The following is a 16991-nucleotide window of genomic DNA, read 5'->3' on the forward strand; positions in this document are numbered from 1 at the left end:
TGACGCTCGCCGCTAACAGCTTCCCGCCGCTTTTACGCTATAATCCCGCCCTTTAGCTGTTTCCCGCCCAGGCGGGAGGCACACTTTTTTCAGGCGCAACCCGCCTGCATGCAGACTAAAAGAGGCTAGACCCCTGTGGCATTGACGATTCTTGGCCTGTCCGGCGCCCTTAGCCATGATCCTTCCGCAGCCTTGTATATCGACGGCAAGCTGATCGCGGCCGCCGAAGAAGAACGCTTCGTACGTGACAAACATGCAAAGAACCGCATGCCCTACGAGTCGGCGAAGTTCTGCCTGGAGCAGGCCGGCATCAAGCCTTCCGACGTTGACGTGGTCGCGATCCCGTTCGCCCCGATCAGCCTGTTCGGCGAGGCGCGCTGGCACTACGCCAAGCGTTACTGGTACGCCCCGGACCGCGCCCTCGATGCGATCCTGATGGGCAACCGTCGCTACAAGCGCTACCGCAACAAGATCGTCTGGTGCCTGGAGCAACTGGGCTTCGATCCGAAGAAAATCAAGATCGAACCGGTTGAACACCACCTGGCCCACGCTTCCAGCGCCTACCACTGCTCCGGCTTCCAGGAGAAAACCGCGATCCTCGGTATCGACGGTAAAGGTGAGTACGCCACCACGTTCTTCGGCTACGGCGAGAACGGCAAGATCCACAAGATCAAGGAATTCTACGATCCGGACTCCCTCGGCGGCCTATACGGCGCGATCACCGAGTTCCTCGGTTTCGAGATGCTCGACGGTGAGTTCAAGGTCATGGGCATGGCGCCGTATGGCGATGCCAGCAAGTACGATTTCTCGCGCCTGGCCTCCTTTGAGAACGGCGAGTTGGTGATCAACACCGACTACGCCAACGTCATCGGCCTGCGTCGTTATAAAGAGAAGGGCAAGGGTTTCTACTTCTCGCCAAAACTGATCGAGTGGCTGGGGCCCAAGCGCGAAGGCGATATCGCCGACGAGCCGTACATCCATTACGCCGCCAGCATGCAGGCGCTGTTCGAGAAGCTGGCCCTGCAGATGATCGACCACTACCTGGGCGACATCCTCAAGGACACCGGCAAGCTGGCTTTCGCCGGCGGTTGCGCGCTGAACGTCAAGCTGAACCAGAAAATCATTGCGCGTGACGACGTGAAAGAGCTGTTCGTGCAGCCGGCGTCCGGCGATGCCGGTACTGCCGTGGGTGCGGCGGCCTACGTGTCCCACGCCCGGGGTGTGCCGGTGGAGAAGATGGAGCACGTCTACCTCGGCCCGTCCTACAGCAACGAAGACGTGATTGCCGCGTGCGCCAAGCACGAGAGCAAGCCGAACTGGCGCAAGATCGAGAACATGCCCCAGCGCATCGCCAAGATCATGGTCGACGGCAACCCGGTGGCCTGGTTCCAGGGGCGCATGGAGTTTGGCCCGCGCGCGTTGGGCGGTCGTTCGATCATCGGTTGCCCAAGCGCCACCGGCGTGGCGGATCGCATCAACCACCAGATCAAGTTCCGCGAGCGCTGGAGGCCTTTCTGCCCGTCGATGCTCGACACCGTTGCGCCGCAGATGATCAAGGTCGACCACCCGGCACCGTTTATGACCTTCACTTTTGAAGTGGCCGAAGAGTGGAAGACCCGCGTGCCGGAGGTGGTCCATGAAGATGGCACCTCCCGCGCCCAGGTGCTCAAGCGTGAGTACAACCCGCGCTACTACGACATGATGAAAGAACTCGAAGTGCTGACCGGCAACGGCGTGTCCCTGAACACCTCGCTCAACCGTCGCGGCGAAGCGATGATCTGCTCGCCGACCGACGCACTGAACATGTTCTTCGGCTCCGACCTGCAGTACCTGATCATGGAAGACATCCTGGTCGTCAAGGACGGCGTGGACCCTTATGACGCCGTGGTCTAAATGCTGAACCGCTTCCAGGCGTGGCGTGAGCGTGGCTGGACGCCTGTCGAGGCCGAGGTTTACGCCCAGGCCTGGCAGCGGTTTGGCGGCAGCGTTGCGACCCATCCGCAGTTTGTCGAGCGCTTGGCGGGCCTGGCGCAGATTCCGGTGCGTTACCTGGGCTGGGAACAGGACGGTGAACTCCGAGGGGCGATTGCCACCTGGGGGCGCGACCTGGCCTTGTCCAAGGACGTACTCAAGCGCAGCGGCAAGAAAGGCCTGTTTGACCTGGGCAATGCCGAGATCATCCTGCCGATCACTGCCGATGCGCAGTTGCCGGTGCGCCATCGCGGGCGCTACCTGTCAGCGCTGAACGAGGGCCGCATCAGCACCCTCAAGTCCCAGGCCGAGCAATTGGCCATGGCGCGTACCCCCGAAGACCTGTCGAAGAAGTTTCGCTACAACCAGCGCCGCGAATTGCGTCTGCTGGAAGAGGCGGGCGGCGTGGTGCGGGCGGTGAGCGAGTTTTCCAGTGTGGAGCTGGCGGCGATCTACTGCGATCTGTTCCAGCGCCGCTGGGGCTTTCCCGCCACAGGCGCCGAGCGCCTGGCCGAGGTGCTGGCGCTGCTCAAAGAGTTCCTGATCGGCTCGGTGCTGTTTCTCAACGATGCTCCGATTGCCGTACAGCTTGTGTACCGCGTCGAGGCGCCGGAGTGGATCAGCATCGAGTACGTCAATGGCGGTGTCGACCCTGAAACCCGGGCATTCAGCCCCGGCAGTGTGCTGAGCTTCCTCAACACCCAAAGCGCCTGGGAACAGGCGCGGGCCGTGGATAAACCGCTGCGCTTTTCCTTCGGGCGTGCCGACCGCGAGTACAAGGAGCGCTGGTGCAACCCGGTGCCGGTGTTCAGCGTATGAGCCGCAAACAGCAACTGCTCAAGCGCCACCGGCGCAATAAACGCATTGCCCTGCTGATCGGGCTGCTGCTGTTGATCGCGGCCGGTGTGCTGGTGGCCTGGTGGTTACCACTGATCCTCGCGGTTGTGCTGTGGGTGGCCCATGAAGCCTGGTTTGCCGACCACCTGTTTTATTCGCCCAAGGACGACTACCAATACCGTTTTGCGTCGAGTGGCCAACAGGTCGGGCTGCGTCTGGAAGGCGGCAGGTTGCTGGCAGAGACGCCGCTCGAGCTGGCTGGCGATGAAACGCTGATCGTCGAAGTGCAGCTCAAAAGCAACCTATGGGGGCGTTTGTTTGATCCTGCAGTTGAATTTCTGGACGATCGCCAGGCGTTCGAACGTGGGGTGGCCGGCAAACGTTACCTCAACCTCACCGGTTCGGCGGCGGCATTGGTCGGCGGTGAACTGCGCCTGCGCGGTCGTTTTTGCCGCGTGATCGGACAGCCGGTCTTGTGGGTGTTTCGCCAGCCTGACGTAGCCCGTCAGCGTGTGATGGTGATCGCCCCCCATGCCGACGATGCCGAACTGGCCGCCTTCGGCCTTTACAGCCAGGCGGATGAAAGCTGGATCGTGACCCTGACCGCGGGTGAGATCGAGGCCGAGCACTATCAGCAAATGGGTTTGCCCAAGGCTGAAGCGGCGCGGATCAAAGGGCGCTTGCGTGCCTGGGACAGCATTGCCGTGCCGCGCTGGGCCGGCGTGCCCGAGGCGCACTGCGTGCAGTTGGGGTATTTCTGCCTGCAACTGCCGGCCATGCGTGATGCCCCCGATCAACCCCAGGCATCGCGCGAAGCGCAGTTGGACGATACGCGGCTGTTCCGCCAGTTCAATGCCTTGGCGTTGCCGGGGGATGTGGACGGTGCGCCGACCTGGAACAACCTGATTGCCGACCTGCGTGCAGTGTTGCTCAAGGCGCGTCCCGAGGTGATTGTGTTGCCGACGCCAGTGCTCGACCCTCACCCTGACCATATCTGCGCCCACACCGCGGTGGTGCAGGCATTGCAGGGGCTTGAGTGGCAGCCGACCATGTTGCTTGGCTATGCCAACCATCTGCACGATAACGACCGTTGGCCCATGGGTGATTCAGGCGCTGGCATCGCTTTGCCGCCGCAGTTCGATGCCGCCCAGGTACTTGAGCCCTATTGCCGGGTGCTCAGCCTGAGCCAGCAGCAGGACAAGGCCATGGCGCTGGGCATGATGCATGATCTGCAGCCCCGTGCACCGTTCAAGCGCCGGGTGCGTCGCCTGTTGCAGCAATGGCTGGCCGGCCGTGGTCCATCGCCTTACGGCGAGAACGAATTTTTCCGCAAGGCTGTGCGCCGTCACGAGCTGCTTTGGGTGCTGAAGCAGGACTGAAATTGACTTTTTTCGTCGGGCTGCCCGCGTGTAGCAGCCCGATTGCCTCATGGAGTGATATGAAGCCTCGTTTCAAGGTTTTGCAGTTGCAGCCTGACTACAACGTCAAACTGAATGACTTCGCCGATCTCGGCGAGCAGATCGTCAAGGCGCTGCCGACGGAGCGGTTCGAGGTGACGTCAGCCTTCCTGAGCGGTCGGCCGCAGCCGGGCCAGCCGTTGAGCGTGGCGGATCATTCCAAGTATTTCGAGTTTCCCGAGAAGGCCCTCAAAGGCATTCGCTTGGGCGCCATGTGGGAAATCTACAAGTACTGCCGTGAGCAGAAATTCGATGTAGTCATCTGTAACCGCTTCAAGTCGGTGAACATGATGCTGTCGCTCAATCGCTGGTTGAAGATTCCGTTGTGCATCGGTATTTCCCACGGTTTCGGCGAGTACGAACGCGCCTATCGCCGGCGCCAGACGCGCCGCCTGGTCAGCCCGGCCTGGCGCTTTGTCGGGGTATCGGCGGCAGTCAGGGATTACCTGATCGGCCTCAACTGCGGCTTTACCCGCGATAACACCACCTTCGTCACCAATGCCATCGATATTCCCCAGGCCGAAGCCTTGCAGTTGCCACGCGAGCAGGCTCGCCAGGCGCTCGGGCTGCCGCTCGACGCACGGATCATCGGCGCGCTGGGGCGCTTGGTGCCGATCAAGGGCCATACGCACCTGCTGCAGGCGTTTGCCCGTCTCAAGGACAAATACCCCAATGTCCAGGTCGGCATCATCGGTTCCGGCCGTGCCGAAGCCGACTTGCGCGCGGATATCGAGCGCCTTGGCCTCACTGGCCGTGCGCACTTGCTGGGCTTTCGCGAGGATGGCCTCAAATATGTACGCGCTTTCGATATCTGGACCATGCCTTCCTTGCTGGAGGGCCTGGGCCTGGCGTTGCTCGAAGGCATGAGTGGACGCCTGCCGGTGATTGCTTCCAACGGGCCGGCCATGCTGCCGCTGGTGGAAGGGGCGGGTGGTTTGTCCCACGAGCCTGGCAATGTCGAGCAACTGACAGCGGCCCTGGACACTTATCTGGCCATGAGCGACGAGCAATTGCGCGCCAAGGGTGAACAGGTATTCCGTTATCTGGAAGAGAACCACGCCCTGGCCGAGTTCCAGCAAAAGTACCTGAACCTCATCGAAACCGGTTTGAAAGAAGTAGGTAGAGCATGACAGCGCAACAACCCCTGGTCTCGGTGATCATCGCGTCCTACAACCACGGCCGGTACATCGAGGAGAGCATCCTCAGCGTGCTCGGCCAGACGTACCCGAACATCGAGCTGCTGGTGGTGGACGACGGTTCCAAGGATGACAGTGTCGAGCGCATCCAGCGCCTGCAGGCCGAGCACGGCTTTGATTTCCAGGTGCAGCAGAACCAGGGCCTGACCGCCACGCTCAACGGTGCCATCGCCCGCGCCAAGGGTAGCCTGATCGCACCCTTCGGCTCCGATGACATCATGCTGCCAGACCGTATCGCCACCCAGGTGGCCTACATGGAAGGTAAACCGAAGGTGGGCATGTGCGCTGGCAATATCGAGTTGATCGATGGTGACGGCAACCTGCACCCGGAGAAAAAGCAGCGCCGCGACGTACCGTTTCGCAGCCTGGATTTCGACGACATGTTCATGGACCGCAAGCCCTTCCCGCCGGCGCCGACCATGTTGATTCGCCGCGAAGTGCTGGAAGAAGTCGGCGGCTTCGACCCACTGATCCCTCTGGAAGACCTGCTGATCCAATTGAAGATCACCGCCGCGGGCTACACCATTGACGCGCTCGGCGTGGTGATGGCGCAGTATCGGCAGCACGCAAGCAACACCTACAAGAACCATCGCTACATGATCCAGAACATTCTCAAGACCTATGCCCATTTCAGCGAGCACCCGGCCTATGACGCGGTGCGCTACAACTTCCTCAACTCGATGTTCCTGAAGACGGCTGATCGGGACCGGCCACTGGCGCGGGAGATCCTCAAGCAGATCCCGCTGAAGTTCTGGGGGCGCAAGACCTTGCGTGGCTTGGTGCGGTTGTATCTGGCACCCCTCAGGAAGTGAGGCGGGGGAGGTATGAAAAAGGCGACTATCAGCAGTGATAGTCGCCTTTTTTATCAGGTGGCGGGGCTGGCCAATGCCTGCACTTGCTCGCGGATCTTCGCCGTGGCGCCTTGGCTGGCAACGGACGCATAACCTTTGGCCAGCTGTTCGAAGTGTGTCTCGAACAACCAGGCGCGGTCCTGTGGGTAGCGCTGCATATGGCGCAGGTTGCGCTGGCGCAACGCGTTGCGCAGCGGCGACGGGAAGATGCGCAGGTCGGCAATATCGATCAGGGCAAACTCACCGTCATCCATCAACAGCACGTTACCCAGGTGCAGCGAACGGAAGTACACACCGCGCTCATGCAACTTGGCCATGAACTGACCGAAACGTTCGATCAGCGACTCACGCAGGCTGTTGTCCAGGCCTTGCAGGGCCTGGCGCAGGGTCAGGCCGGGCAGTGGCGCGTAGCTGACGGCGGTGCTGGCGTCGCGCAGGCTATAGAGGCCTAGAATCTGCGGCGTAGGGATGCCCAGGGTGCGCAATTGCTCGGCGTTGCTGGCAAACCGCTCGGAGTAGGGGTTGAAGCTGCCCGAGGTGTACCAGCGGCGCGCACGGAAGATCTTCAGGAAGCGGCCGTCGGCCAGGCGCAGGACTTTCGGACCCAGCCCGTCGGCTTCGATCACATGGGCATTGCTGCACAACTGGTCGAAAGCTGCGGGCTTGAGCGCTTGTACCGGCATGCGCAACAGGCTGTGACGGCGCTGGGCGATGCTCAGGCCGGCAATGATCGCCAACGGGATCCACAGCACGAACCAGTGCTCTTTCGGGCGTGACAGGATGCCACCCCCTTCGGTCAGCCCGGCGCCGATGCCATAGGTCAGCAGCGACGAAGCCAGGATGAAGAGTGGCTGGGCGCGTTCTTTCAGGCCCTTGTACAGCCCCCAGCCGATCATGAAGATCCACGGGATAAAGCCGATGATGCCGACGTAATACAGCACGCCCAGGGCAAAACTGTGCGGCTCGCGCAGCTGATAGCCGTCGGACAGGGTCAGGTACAGCTCGGAGTCGTAGCTGTGGCCGATCCATGGGTGTTCTGCGATGCGTTGCAGTGACATGCCCCACAGTTCAAGGCGAAATGAGCTGCCTCGTTCGGTAATGGATTCCGGGTATAGCAGGAGCAGTCCAATGGCCCCCAGAACCAGGCCTGCTATCAGCAAAGCCGAGCGGCGGTTGCGGCTGACGAAGGTCATCCACAGGATGGTGAGTGTCAGGGCTACCAGCGGTGTGCGCGAGCCCGTGGCCAGAACCGCCGCGAGCATGACTGCCAGAGCCGGGGCGCTGAACCACAGGACTTTCAGGCGCTGGGTGGTCATGCAGACATACAGCCAGTAGACGCAGAAGAAACCGAATAGATGAGAGCTGAGCAGCGGATTGTCGAGAGCGCCACGCCCACCGATCATGCGCATGCCCGGTTCGAAGCCTTTGACGAACGCCACCAGGTTGCACAGGCTCACCACCAGTGCGATTACCGCCGCACTGAAGAAGATCGGCTTGAACAGATCGTTGCGGTAATGCAGCAACAGCCCGCAGCCACCAAACAGCATGAAGGTATTGAGCGGGCGCTTGAACAGGTCGGTGTCGGCGGTGGGCTCGGGGCTCCACAGCAGGCTGGTCAGGGCCCAGGCGGAGAAGACCAGGAAGGCGAGCGCCAGGGGCTCGCGCAGTAACGCTTTCAGCTCCCGGGGGCGCATGCACAACATGAACAGCGTCGGTACGCTGAACAGGATGTAGACAATTCGATGCAGCACGTTTCGGTTGGATACGAAGAACAGTGAGCTCAGCAGCAACAACAAGCCAATGGGTAAAATCCACAGAACCAGAAAGTCGAAAACGCGATTTGAGCCATAGATCAGCCGCTTGGAGTGCATACAGGAAAGCCATTCCGTGTTGAGAAGCCGACCATCTTAAAGTAGTGGCTATATAATGTCGCCGGTTGAGGCCAACCGGTTTGAGGGTCATGCAGGGTGCAAGTACAACAGAGAAGCTGTGCTAAAGTCAGCCTCCTTTTTCAAAACGCCGCGTGATATGACCGACTCCAGTCCGAGCGCAAGCCCTTCGAGCTTGAAAATATACTTCCGCCTGCTCAGTTACGTTAAGCCCTACGCCGGCTTGTTCGCGCTGAGTATCGTCGGATTTCTGATTTTCGCGTCGACCCAGCCCATGCTGGGGTACATCCTCAAGTACTTCGTCGACGGCCTTTCCAACCCTGAAGCCGTGCTATTCCCTACCGTGCCGTTCCTTCGGGACCTGCAACTGCTGCAAGCCGTGCCGCTGCTGATCATCCTCATCGCGGCCTGGCAGGGCCTGGGTTCGTTCCTGGGCAACTACCTGCTGGCCAAGGTTTCCCTGGGCCTGGTCCATGACCTGCGCGTGCAGTTGTTCAACAACTTGCTGACGCTGCCCAACCGCTACTTCGACAACCACAACTCCGGGCACCTGATTTCTCGCATCACCTTCAACGTGACCATGGTCACGGGGGCGGCGACCGATGCGATCAAAGTGGTGATTCGTGAAGGCATGACAGTGATCTTCCTGTTCGCCTCGCTGCTTTACATGAACTGGCGCCTGACGCTGGTGATGATTGCCATCCTGCCGTTGATCGCAGTGATGGTGAGCACGGCCAGCAAGAAATTCCGCAAGCAGAGCAAGAAGATCCAGGTGGCGATGGGCGACGTGACCCACGTGGCCTCCGAAACCATCCAGGGCTACCGCGTGGTGCGCAGCTTCGGGGGTGAGGTCTACGAGGAAAAACGCTTCCTCAAGGCCAGCCAGAGCAACACCGACAAGCAACTGCGCATGACCCGCACCGGGGCGATCTATACACCGGCGCTGCAACTGGTGATTTACACCGCGATGGCGGTGCTGATGTTCCTGGTCCTTTATCTTCGCGGTGACGCATCGGCCGGTGACATGGTGGCCTATATCACCCTGGCCGGCCTGCTGCCCAAGCCGATTCGCCAGCTCTCGGAAGTCAGCTCGACGATCCAGAAGGGCGTGGCGGGTGCCGAAAGCATTTTTGAACAGTTGGATGAAGAGGTCGAAGTCGACAACGGCACCATCGAGCGCGACAAGGTCAGCGGCCGTCTCGACGTACGCAACCTGAACTTTACCTACCCAGGCACCGAGCGCCATGTGCTCAAGGACATCAGCTTCACCGCCGAGCCTGGGCAGATGATCGCCCTGGTCGGGCGCTCGGGCAGCGGGAAGTCGACCCTGGCCAGCCTGATCCCGCGCTTCTACCACCACGCAAGCGGCGAAATCCTGCTGGATGGTGTCGAGATCGAAGACTACAAGCTGCTCAACCTGAGGAAACACATTGCCCAGGTGACCCAGCATGTGACCTTGTTCAGCGACACCGTGACCAACAACATCGCCTACGGCGACCTGGCGGGTGCGCCGCGGGCGGACGTGGAAGCGGCCGCGGCGGACGCCAATGCCAAGGACTTCATCGATCAGTTGCCCAAGGGCTTCGACACCCAGGTTGGCGAAAACGGCGTGTTGCTGTCCGGTGGCCAACGCCAGCGCCTGGCGATTGCCCGTGCCCTCCTGAAGAATGCACCGCTGCTGATTCTCGACGAGGCCACGTCGGCCCTCGACACCGAATCCGAGCGCCACATCCAGGCGGCGCTGGACAAGGTCATGCAAGGTCGCACCACCCTGGTGATCGCGCACCGTTTGTCCACCATCGAGAAGGCCGACCTGATCCTGGTGATGGACGACGGTCGAATTGTCGAGCGTGGCACGCACAGTGAGCTGCTGGCACAGAACGGCTATTACGCCCGCCTGCATGCCATGGGCCTGGATGCGCCGATTTCCGCAGACATTACCTGAACCTCCCGGTAGGAGCCGGCAAGCCGGCTCCTTGCAAAACCCTCCCGCAAACCTCCCGCAACCCTGTGCTAATATCGCGCCCCTGTTCATTTTGTATGTGGGTTGCTCCATGAAGTTGTCCATGCCGCGATTCGATCAAGCCCCTGTCTTGGTGGTCGGCGATGTCATGCTCGACCGTTACTGGCATGGTGGTACCTCACGGATTTCCCCTGAGGCGCCGGTGCCGGTCGTCAAGGTCGAGCAAATCGAAGACCGTCCAGGTGGCGCTGCCAACGTTGCCCTCAATATTGCCGCCCTCGGCGCCCCGGCCTCGCTGGTCGGCGTGACCGGCGACGACGAAGCCGCCGACAGCCTGGCCAACAGCCTGCGCGGTGCTGGCGTGCGTGCGTTGTTCCAGCGCATTGCCCACCAGCCGACCATCGTCAAGCTGCGGGTGATGAGCCGTCACCAGCAATTGCTGCGTATCGATTTCGAAGAACCCTTCGCCACCGACGCCCTGGCCCTTAGCGGCCAGGTCGATCAGTTGCTCGAAGGCATAAAGGTGCTGGTGTTGTCCGACTACGGCAAAGGCGCCTTGAAGAATCACCAGGAACTGATCCAGGCCGCCAAGGCCCGGGGCATCCCGGTATTGGCCGATCCCAAGGGCAAGGACTTCTCGATTTATCGCGGAGCCAGCCTGATCACGCCGAATCTCAGCGAGTTCGAAGCCATCGTCGGCGGTTGCGCCGATGAGCACGACCTGGTGACCAAGGGCGCGGCACTGATGGCCGACCTCGACCTCGGCGCCTTGCTGGTGACCCGTGGCGAGCACGGCATGACCCTGCTGCGCCCCGGCCACCCGGCGATGCACTTGCCGGCACGTGCCCGTGAGGTGTTCGACGTCACCGGCGCCGGCGACACCGTGATTTCCACCCTGGCCGCCTCGATTGCCGCCGGTGAAGAACTGCCCCACGCTGTGGCCCTGGCCAACCTGGCGGCGGGCATCGTAGTGGGCAAGCTGGGTACCGCTGCCATCAGCGCGCCTGAGTTGCGCCGTGCGATCCAGCGCTCCGAAGGCTCGGAGCGGGGTGTGCTGAGCATTGAGCAATTGCTGCTGGCGATTGACGATGCTCGCGCTCACAACGAAAGCATTGTGTTCACCAACGGCTGCTTCGACATCCTGCACGCCGGTCACGTGACCTACCTGGAACAGGCCCGTGCCCAAGGCGATCGCCTGATCGTCGCGGTCAACGATGACGCCTCGGTCAGCCGCCTGAAAGGCCCTGGCCGTCCGATCAACAGCGTCGACCGGCGCATGGCCGTGTTGGCCGGTCTGGGCGCTGTGGACTGGGTGATCAGCTTCCCTGAAGCAACCCCGGAAAACCTGCTGGCCCAGGTCAAGCCGGATGTGCTGGTCAAGGGCGGCGATTATTCCGTCGACCAAGTGGTCGGGGCAGATATCGTCAGCGCCTACGGTGGCAAGGTCAAAGTGCTGGGCCTGGTCGAGAACAGCTCGACCACCGCCATTGTCGAGAAGATCCGCAACAATGAGTAAGCAGGTTCTTGTCACCGGCGGTGCGGGCTTTATCGGCTCGCACCTGGTCGATGCGCTGCTCGCCAAAGGCTACGGTGTGCGGGTGCTGGATAACCTCTCCACCGGCAAGCGCACTAACCTGCCGTTGGACAATCCGCGCGTCGAACTGCTGGAAGGCGATGTGGCCGATGCCGAGGTAGTCGCCCGTGCCGCTGTCGGCGCAGCCGCGGTGGTGCATCTGGCGGCGGTGGCCTCGGTACAGGCGTCGGTGGATGATCCGGTCAGCACGCACCAGAGCAACTTCATCGGCACCTTGAATGTCTGCGAAGCCGTGCGCAAGGCCGGCATCAAGCGCGTGGTGTATGCCTCCAGCGCTGCGGTATACGGCAACAATGGCGAAGGCGCTTCCATTGACGAAGCCACCACCAAGGCGCCGTTGACGCCCTATGCGTCCGACAAGTTGGCCGGCGAGCACTACTTCGATTTCTATCGTCGCCAGCATGGCCTGGAGCCGGTGATCTTCCGTTTCTTCAATATCTTCGGGCCACGCCAGGATCCGTCATCGCCGTATTCCGGTGTGATCAGCATCTTCAGCGAGCGGGTGCAGCAGGGCGTACCGATTGCCGTGTTTGGCGATGGTGAGCAAACCCGCGACTTCATGTACGTGGGCGACCTGGTGGACTTGTTGGTGCGGGCGATTGAAGCGCCCGAGGCTCCCTTGGGTGCAATCAATGTCGGCTGGAACCGCACCACGACGCTCAAGGATGTGCTGCAAGCCTTGGAAGACATCGTCGGCAAACTGCCCGAAGTGACTTACGGGCCGCCGCGCTCCGGGGATATCCGGCATTCGCGGGCGAACAACCAGCGGTTACTGGCGAGTTTTACCCTGCCCGAACCCACCCCATTGAAGGTGGGATTGGAACGCTTGCTCAAAGGCTGACGCGATGTGTAGCCTGATTCAGGCCTTGGTTTTTTTCTTCGGCACGATCTTGCGCAGCACCCTTTGGGCCAGGCGCTTCAATTTCGACTCTTTCTCAGGCTCAGCCAGGCCTTGCTGGCGCAGCCAGTCCTTCCAGCGAATCCGCTCCTCACGCACCAACCAGCCTTCCTGCTGGGCGAAGCTTTCCGCCAGGTACAAACCCCGCGTGCTCGCCGGGTACAGCTGGTCTTTCTTGACGGTGTAGAGCTCGGCCAGGGGCTGGCCGTCTTTCAATGGCATCAGGTACAGGTCCGGGCGTTGACGGTCCAGGCGGGCGACCAGTTGGTCGCCTTCAAGGCGCTCGTCGACATGGAACAGGCTCAGGGATTTGGCTTCCTTGGGCACTTCCAGGCGCAGGTCATAGATCAATTGCAACGAGGCGGTGGGCAGGTGCACATAGGCGCGCGGGCGTTCGATCAACTGGGTGGTGGCGCAGCGCACCGGGCGAGCCGCGCCGGACAGCGGGCTGAGGCGAAAGGGCAGGGCTTCGCGGTAATGCAGCGCGGAGGAATAGGGCGCCGGCAGCCAGGTGTCGTTGAAGCGCCCGCCCAGCCAGCCTTCCGGCGTTTCCAGCAGGCACTCTTCGGCAATTTCCTGGATGGCGGTGTGCAGCGGCAGGTTCAGCTCATGGGCGGGCACGTAGCCGGAGATCAGCTTGAGTACCACGTCGCCACGGTCCTGGCGGCGCTGGCGCACCAGCACCCAGTAATCCTTGTTTTGCCAATGCAGGGTCAGGCGCACCGACACGCCAAGGTTGGCCAGCTCCAGGGCGAAACGTTCGGGGTCTGCCGCCTCCACCGGCTTGCGCCGTTGCAGGGTCTGGGCAAAGTTGAGCGGCATGCCGACGCTCTGGTAGCTCAGGCCTTCGGGGGTGGCTTCGACGTGTAGCGGCAGTGTCTTGAAGTTGCTGGGGTTTTTTCTTATGAGCGTTCGCGGCATGTCGGCTCCTTCTTGCGACGGGGTCGGCCGCGTCGGCGGCATCAGAGTTGACGAATGACCTGGGCAGCGGTCGCCACGTTATGGGCCAGGTGCAGCGGATTAATGGTCCCGACAATAGCACTGGCAACGCCTGTTTGCGCAAACAACAACATGAAACTGGCGCGAATTGGATCCATTCCAGGCTCCAGGCAAACGTGGCCGCTGGCCAAGGCCTTTTTCACCAGGATGCCCTTGCCGTGGGCCGCCGCATATTCAATGACGGCTTTCTCGGCCTGTTCGTTCAAATTGTAGGTGACCATCGCGCAATCGCCCTGTTCCAGAGCCTTCACGCCACCCTCGACGGTCTTGCCGGAAAAGCCGAAACCACGGATCTTGCCTTCCTGTTTCAGCGCCGCCAGGGTCTGGTAGACCTCGCAGTCATTGAGAATATGCAGGTCGTTACCGTCGGAATGCACCAGCACCAGGTCGATAAAATCGGTTTCAAGTCGTTTCAGGCTGCGCTCGATCGACATCCGGGTGTGGGCCGCGCTGAAGTCGTGGCTGGACGCGCCATTCTCGAACTCTTCGCCGACTTTACTGACGATCACCCAATCTTTGCGCTGGCCGCGCAGCAGCGGCCCCAGGCGTTCTTCGCTCATGCCGTAGGCCGGCGCGGTGTCGATCAGGTTGATGCCCAGTTCGCGGGCCTGGCGCAACAGCATGCGCGCTTCGTCGTCGCCGGGGATCTGGAAGCCGCTGGGGTATTTCACCCCTTGGTCGCGGCCCAGCTTGACGGTGCCCAGGCCCAGTGGCGAGACCATCAGGCCAGTGCTGCCCAGGGGGCGATGAAGGTCGTGCAGGGTAGGCAGGCTCATGGCAACAGTTGCTCCCAGGCAGGCACGCCGATGGCGGGTTTTGGCAGCTCGGGCAGCGGCTCGTCGACGCTTGGGCGGATGCCGTCACGTTCCAGGCTGTTGATCACCCGATCGGCGAAGTCCGGTGCCAACGCCAACTTGGTCGGCCAGCCCACCAGCAGGCGGCCTTGTTCGGCGATGAAGGCATTGTCGGGGCGGGTCAGGCCCGATTGCAGGGGCTCGGCACGGTCGACGCGCAGGGTCGCCCATTGGGTCTGGCTCATGTCGATCCACGGCAGTAACTGCGCCAGCTCTTTTTGCGCCGTGGCGATCTGTTCCTGCGGCGTGCGCGCCACGCCATCGGCCTCGGCAATATCGCCGCCCATGTACCACACCCAATTGCCATCGGCGGCCGGGTGAGTGGTGACAGTGATGCGCGGCTTGGTGCCGCCGCCCAGGCAGTGGGCATACAGCGGTTTGAGGCCGGGGCCTTTGGCGATGATCATGTGCAATGGACGTTTTTGCATGGCTGGCTGGCTGATGCCCAGCGCGGTCAGCAGATCAGCCGTACCGGCGCCGGCACTCAACACGATGCGCTGGGCGCGGATCTCGCGACCGTCCACCTTCAAGCCCACCAAAGCGTCGCCCTCCAGCAACGGTTCGATGTGCTGGCCGGCGAGCAAGCCATCACCGGCCAGTTGGGCCAGGCGCTCAATCAGGCTTGGCACGTCGATGACCAGCTCGGCCAGGCGATAGACCTTGCCCTTGAAGCGGCGGTCTTGCAGCGCCGGCGGCAAATCGTCGCCCTTGACTTGGTCGACACGGCCGCGCACGGCCTTGCTGGCGAAAAAACTGGTGAGGTTGCCGGCAAGCGTGCCGGGGGACCACAGGTAATGCGCCTCAGACAACAGGCGCACGCCGGACAGGTCCAGCTCGCCGTTACCCGCCAGTGCTTCGCGCCAGCGGCGCGGCATATCGGCAATGGCTTCGGACGCGCCGGTGATGGCGCCATGCAGGGCGTATTTCGCGCCGCCGTGAATGATCCCCTGGGACTTCACGCTTTGCCCGCCACCCAAGGTGGCGTTTTCCACCACCACCGTGGAAAACCCCTGGCGGCGCAGGCGCGCATTCAGCCAGAGGCCGGCAACCCCGGCGCCGACAATCAGAACGTCGGTGGAAATAACGGATGGCATGGGCGACCTCAGTGTTCAAGACAAGAGGCGCAGTATACAGGCTGTTGAGGAGTGGTCAGTGCCCGGCGGTTTTCGAGAACAGCTGGATCACCACCACGCCCAGCACAATCAGGCCCATCCCCAGCATCGCCGGAACATCCAGCTTCTGCCCGTAGATAAACAACGCCGCGATACTGACCATCACAATGCCCATTCCAGCCCACACCGCGTAGGCCACGCCCACCGGTACGGAGCGCACCACCAGCGTCAGCATCCAGAACGCCACGCCGTAGCCGACGATTACCAGCAGCAGTGGGATGGGCGTGCTCCAGCCCTTGATGGCTTTCATGGAAACCGTGGCAATCACTTCCGAGCAGATGGCGATGGCCAGGTAGTAGTAGGCGGCATTCATGGGTCAGTCCTCGGGTAAAGCGATCAGTTAAGGCTGGCATTCTAGAGTCTTGTCAGATGGGGTAAAGTCATTACCTATCCGAATCAGAGATGGGTTAGGTCATGAGCGTGCAGTGGGATCTGGAACAGATGCGCCTGTTTGTCAGCGTCGCCGAACAGCGTTCGTTTTCAGCGGTGGCGCGCCAGCAGCGCAAGGCTCAGTCGGCGGTCAGCAATGGGATTGCCATGCTGGAGGCGGACCTGGGCGTCAGCCTGTTCGAGCGTAGCAGCGGCCGCCAGCCTCGGCTGACCGCAGCCGGCAGCGTGCTGCTGGAGGAAGCGCGCGAAGTGCTGCGCCAGTGCGAGCGGCTCAATGGCCGGGCACTGTCATTGACCCGTGGTGAAGAGGCCTGCCTGCGCCTGGCCCAGGATGAAGCCATGCTGTTCCAGCCAGTGCTCGATAGTCTTGAGGCACTGGCCGGGCAGTACCCGTTGTTGGAGGTACAGTTGTCCAGCGCGGCCCAGGGTGATGTGGCGCGCAAGCTGGTGGAGCGCAAGGCTGACCTGGGCCTGCTGTTCTATCACGACCAGATCCCTGAAGCCCTGGAGCGGCGCGTGGTCGGCAGCGTGGAGATGGTCACGGTGTGCGGTGTGAATCACCCGCTGGCCAAGCAAACCTATGTAACGTGCCAGCACCTGGCGCAGTTCCGCCAGTTGCTGATGTCGACCCAGACCAGTGTCTACCCCGGCAGCGAAGCCGCCAGCCCGCTGGTGTGGCGCGCCGACAGTTTCTACGTGTTGGCCGAATGGCTGATGAGTGGCCTGGGCTGGGCCTGGCTGCCCCGGCATATCGTGCAGTACCCGACCTACCAGCAACAGATGGTCGAACTGGACAGCGAATGGACGCCGCCGGCGCTGGTGGTCGAGTTGGTCTGGCGGCGCGACGAGCATCTGGGGCCGGCGGCGCGCTTCCTGGCCAAACGATTTGCCGAGTGCTTGCAGGCGATCGACTGAAAAAG

General features: G+C 61.9%; 14 protein-coding genes. 9 read left to right on the plus strand and 5 right to left on the minus strand.

Going from position 1 to position 16991, the window contains the following annotated elements; translation table 11 throughout:
• The first annotated feature begins 135 nt into the window (after nt 1-135).
• The 5 genes from M2497_RS03295 to M2497_RS03315 are packed head-to-tail and all read left to right on the plus strand — an operon-like array spanning nt 136 to nt 6273.
• The gene (locus M2497_RS03295; RefSeq protein WP_034095562.1) at nt 136-1893 is read left to right on the plus strand and encodes a carbamoyltransferase; all 1758 of its coding nucleotides are present in this window, start codon (nt 136-138) and stop codon (nt 1891-1893) included.
• Nucleotides 1894-2790, plus strand: coding sequence for an antimicrobial resistance protein Mig-14 (locus tag M2497_RS03300; protein ID WP_248485825.1), 897 nt, complete (start codon nt 1894-1896; stop codon nt 2788-2790).
• The gene (locus tag M2497_RS03305; protein ID WP_248485826.1) at nt 2787-4187 is read left to right on the plus strand and encodes a PIG-L family deacetylase; all 1401 of its coding nucleotides are present in this window, start codon (nt 2787-2789) and stop codon (nt 4185-4187) included. Before M2497_RS03300 ends, M2497_RS03305 begins: the two co-directional genes overlap by 4 nt.
• 59 nt (nt 4188-4246) lie before the next feature.
• Nucleotides 4247-5395 (plus strand): glycosyltransferase, encoded by a 1149-nt coding sequence (locus M2497_RS03310; protein WP_248485827.1) that lies wholly within the window; start codon nt 4247-4249, stop codon nt 5393-5395.
• Nucleotides 5392-6273, plus strand: a complete 882-nt coding sequence (locus tag M2497_RS03315) for a glycosyltransferase (RefSeq protein WP_092246568.1) — start codon at nt 5392-5394, stop codon at nt 6271-6273. Before M2497_RS03310 ends, M2497_RS03315 begins: the two co-directional genes overlap by 4 nt.
• A 53-nt stretch (nt 6274-6326) precedes the next feature.
• Here M2497_RS03315 and M2497_RS03320 read toward each other — a convergent pair whose 3' ends face one another.
• Entirely contained in the window at nt 6327-8183 is a 1857-nt protein-coding gene (locus M2497_RS03320) for a bifunctional O-antigen ligase/aminoglycoside phosphotransferase family protein (protein WP_248485828.1), read from the minus strand.
• 157 nt (nt 8184-8340) lie between these two features.
• On the opposite strand from M2497_RS03320, the gene msbA reads away from it, so the two are divergent.
• The 3 genes from msbA to M2497_RS03335 all read left to right on the plus strand — a co-directional run bounded on the left by msbA (nt 8341) and on the right by M2497_RS03335 (nt 12599).
• A complete protein-coding gene (gene msbA / locus M2497_RS03325; RefSeq protein ID WP_058423495.1) occupies nt 8341-10146 on the plus strand; it encodes a lipid A export permease/ATP-binding protein MsbA in 1806 nt (601 codons plus the stop codon).
• Nucleotides 10147-10255: 109 nt separating this feature from the next.
• Nucleotides 10256-11680: a bifunctional D-glycero-beta-D-manno-heptose-7-phosphate kinase/D-glycero-beta-D-manno-heptose 1-phosphate adenylyltransferase HldE gene (hldE, locus tag M2497_RS03330; RefSeq protein ID WP_248485829.1), complete on the plus strand. Its 1425-nt coding sequence runs from the start codon at nt 10256-10258 to the stop codon at nt 11678-11680.
• Nucleotides 11673-12599 (plus strand): NAD-dependent epimerase/dehydratase family protein, encoded by a 927-nt coding sequence (locus M2497_RS03335; RefSeq protein WP_248485830.1) that lies wholly within the window; start codon nt 11673-11675, stop codon nt 12597-12599. The genes hldE and M2497_RS03335 overlap by 8 nt, the downstream gene beginning before the upstream one ends.
• Before the next feature lie 18 nt (nt 12600-12617).
• On the opposite strand, the gene M2497_RS03340 is transcribed toward M2497_RS03335, so the two are convergent.
• From M2497_RS03340 to M2497_RS03355, 4 genes are read right to left on the minus strand one after another with little or no spacing between them, the layout of a single operon-like run.
• A complete protein-coding gene (locus M2497_RS03340; RefSeq protein ID WP_248485831.1) occupies nt 12618-13577 on the minus strand; it encodes a metal ABC transporter ATPase in 960 nt (319 codons plus the stop codon).
• Between the two features lie 41 nt (nt 13578-13618).
• Complete coding sequence (locus M2497_RS03345; protein ID WP_248485832.1) at nt 13619-14431, minus strand: aldo/keto reductase; 813 nt, start codon at nt 14429-14431, stop codon at nt 13619-13621.
• Nucleotides 14428-15603 carry an FAD-dependent oxidoreductase gene (locus M2497_RS03350; protein ID WP_248485833.1) on the minus strand — a complete coding sequence of 392 codons (1176 nt, stop codon included), beginning with the start codon at nt 15601-15603 and terminating at the stop codon, nt 14428-14430. Before M2497_RS03350 ends, M2497_RS03345 begins: the two co-directional genes overlap by 4 nt.
• A gap of 55 nt (nt 15604-15658) precedes the next feature.
• Nucleotides 15659-15994, minus strand: coding sequence for a multidrug efflux SMR transporter (locus M2497_RS03355; protein WP_248485834.1), 336 nt, complete (start codon nt 15992-15994; stop codon nt 15659-15661).
• Between the two features lie 101 nt (nt 15995-16095).
• Between M2497_RS03355 and M2497_RS03360 the strand changes: the two genes are divergently transcribed.
• A complete protein-coding gene (locus M2497_RS03360; protein WP_248485835.1) occupies nt 16096-16986 on the plus strand; it encodes a LysR family transcriptional regulator in 891 nt (296 codons plus the stop codon).
• Nucleotides 16987-16991: the final 5 nt, after the last annotated feature.

This window comes from Pseudomonas sp. CYM-20-01, from assembly GCF_023169845.1.
Lineage (GTDB): Bacteria > Pseudomonadota > Gammaproteobacteria > Pseudomonadales > Pseudomonadaceae > Aquipseudomonas > Aquipseudomonas azotoformans.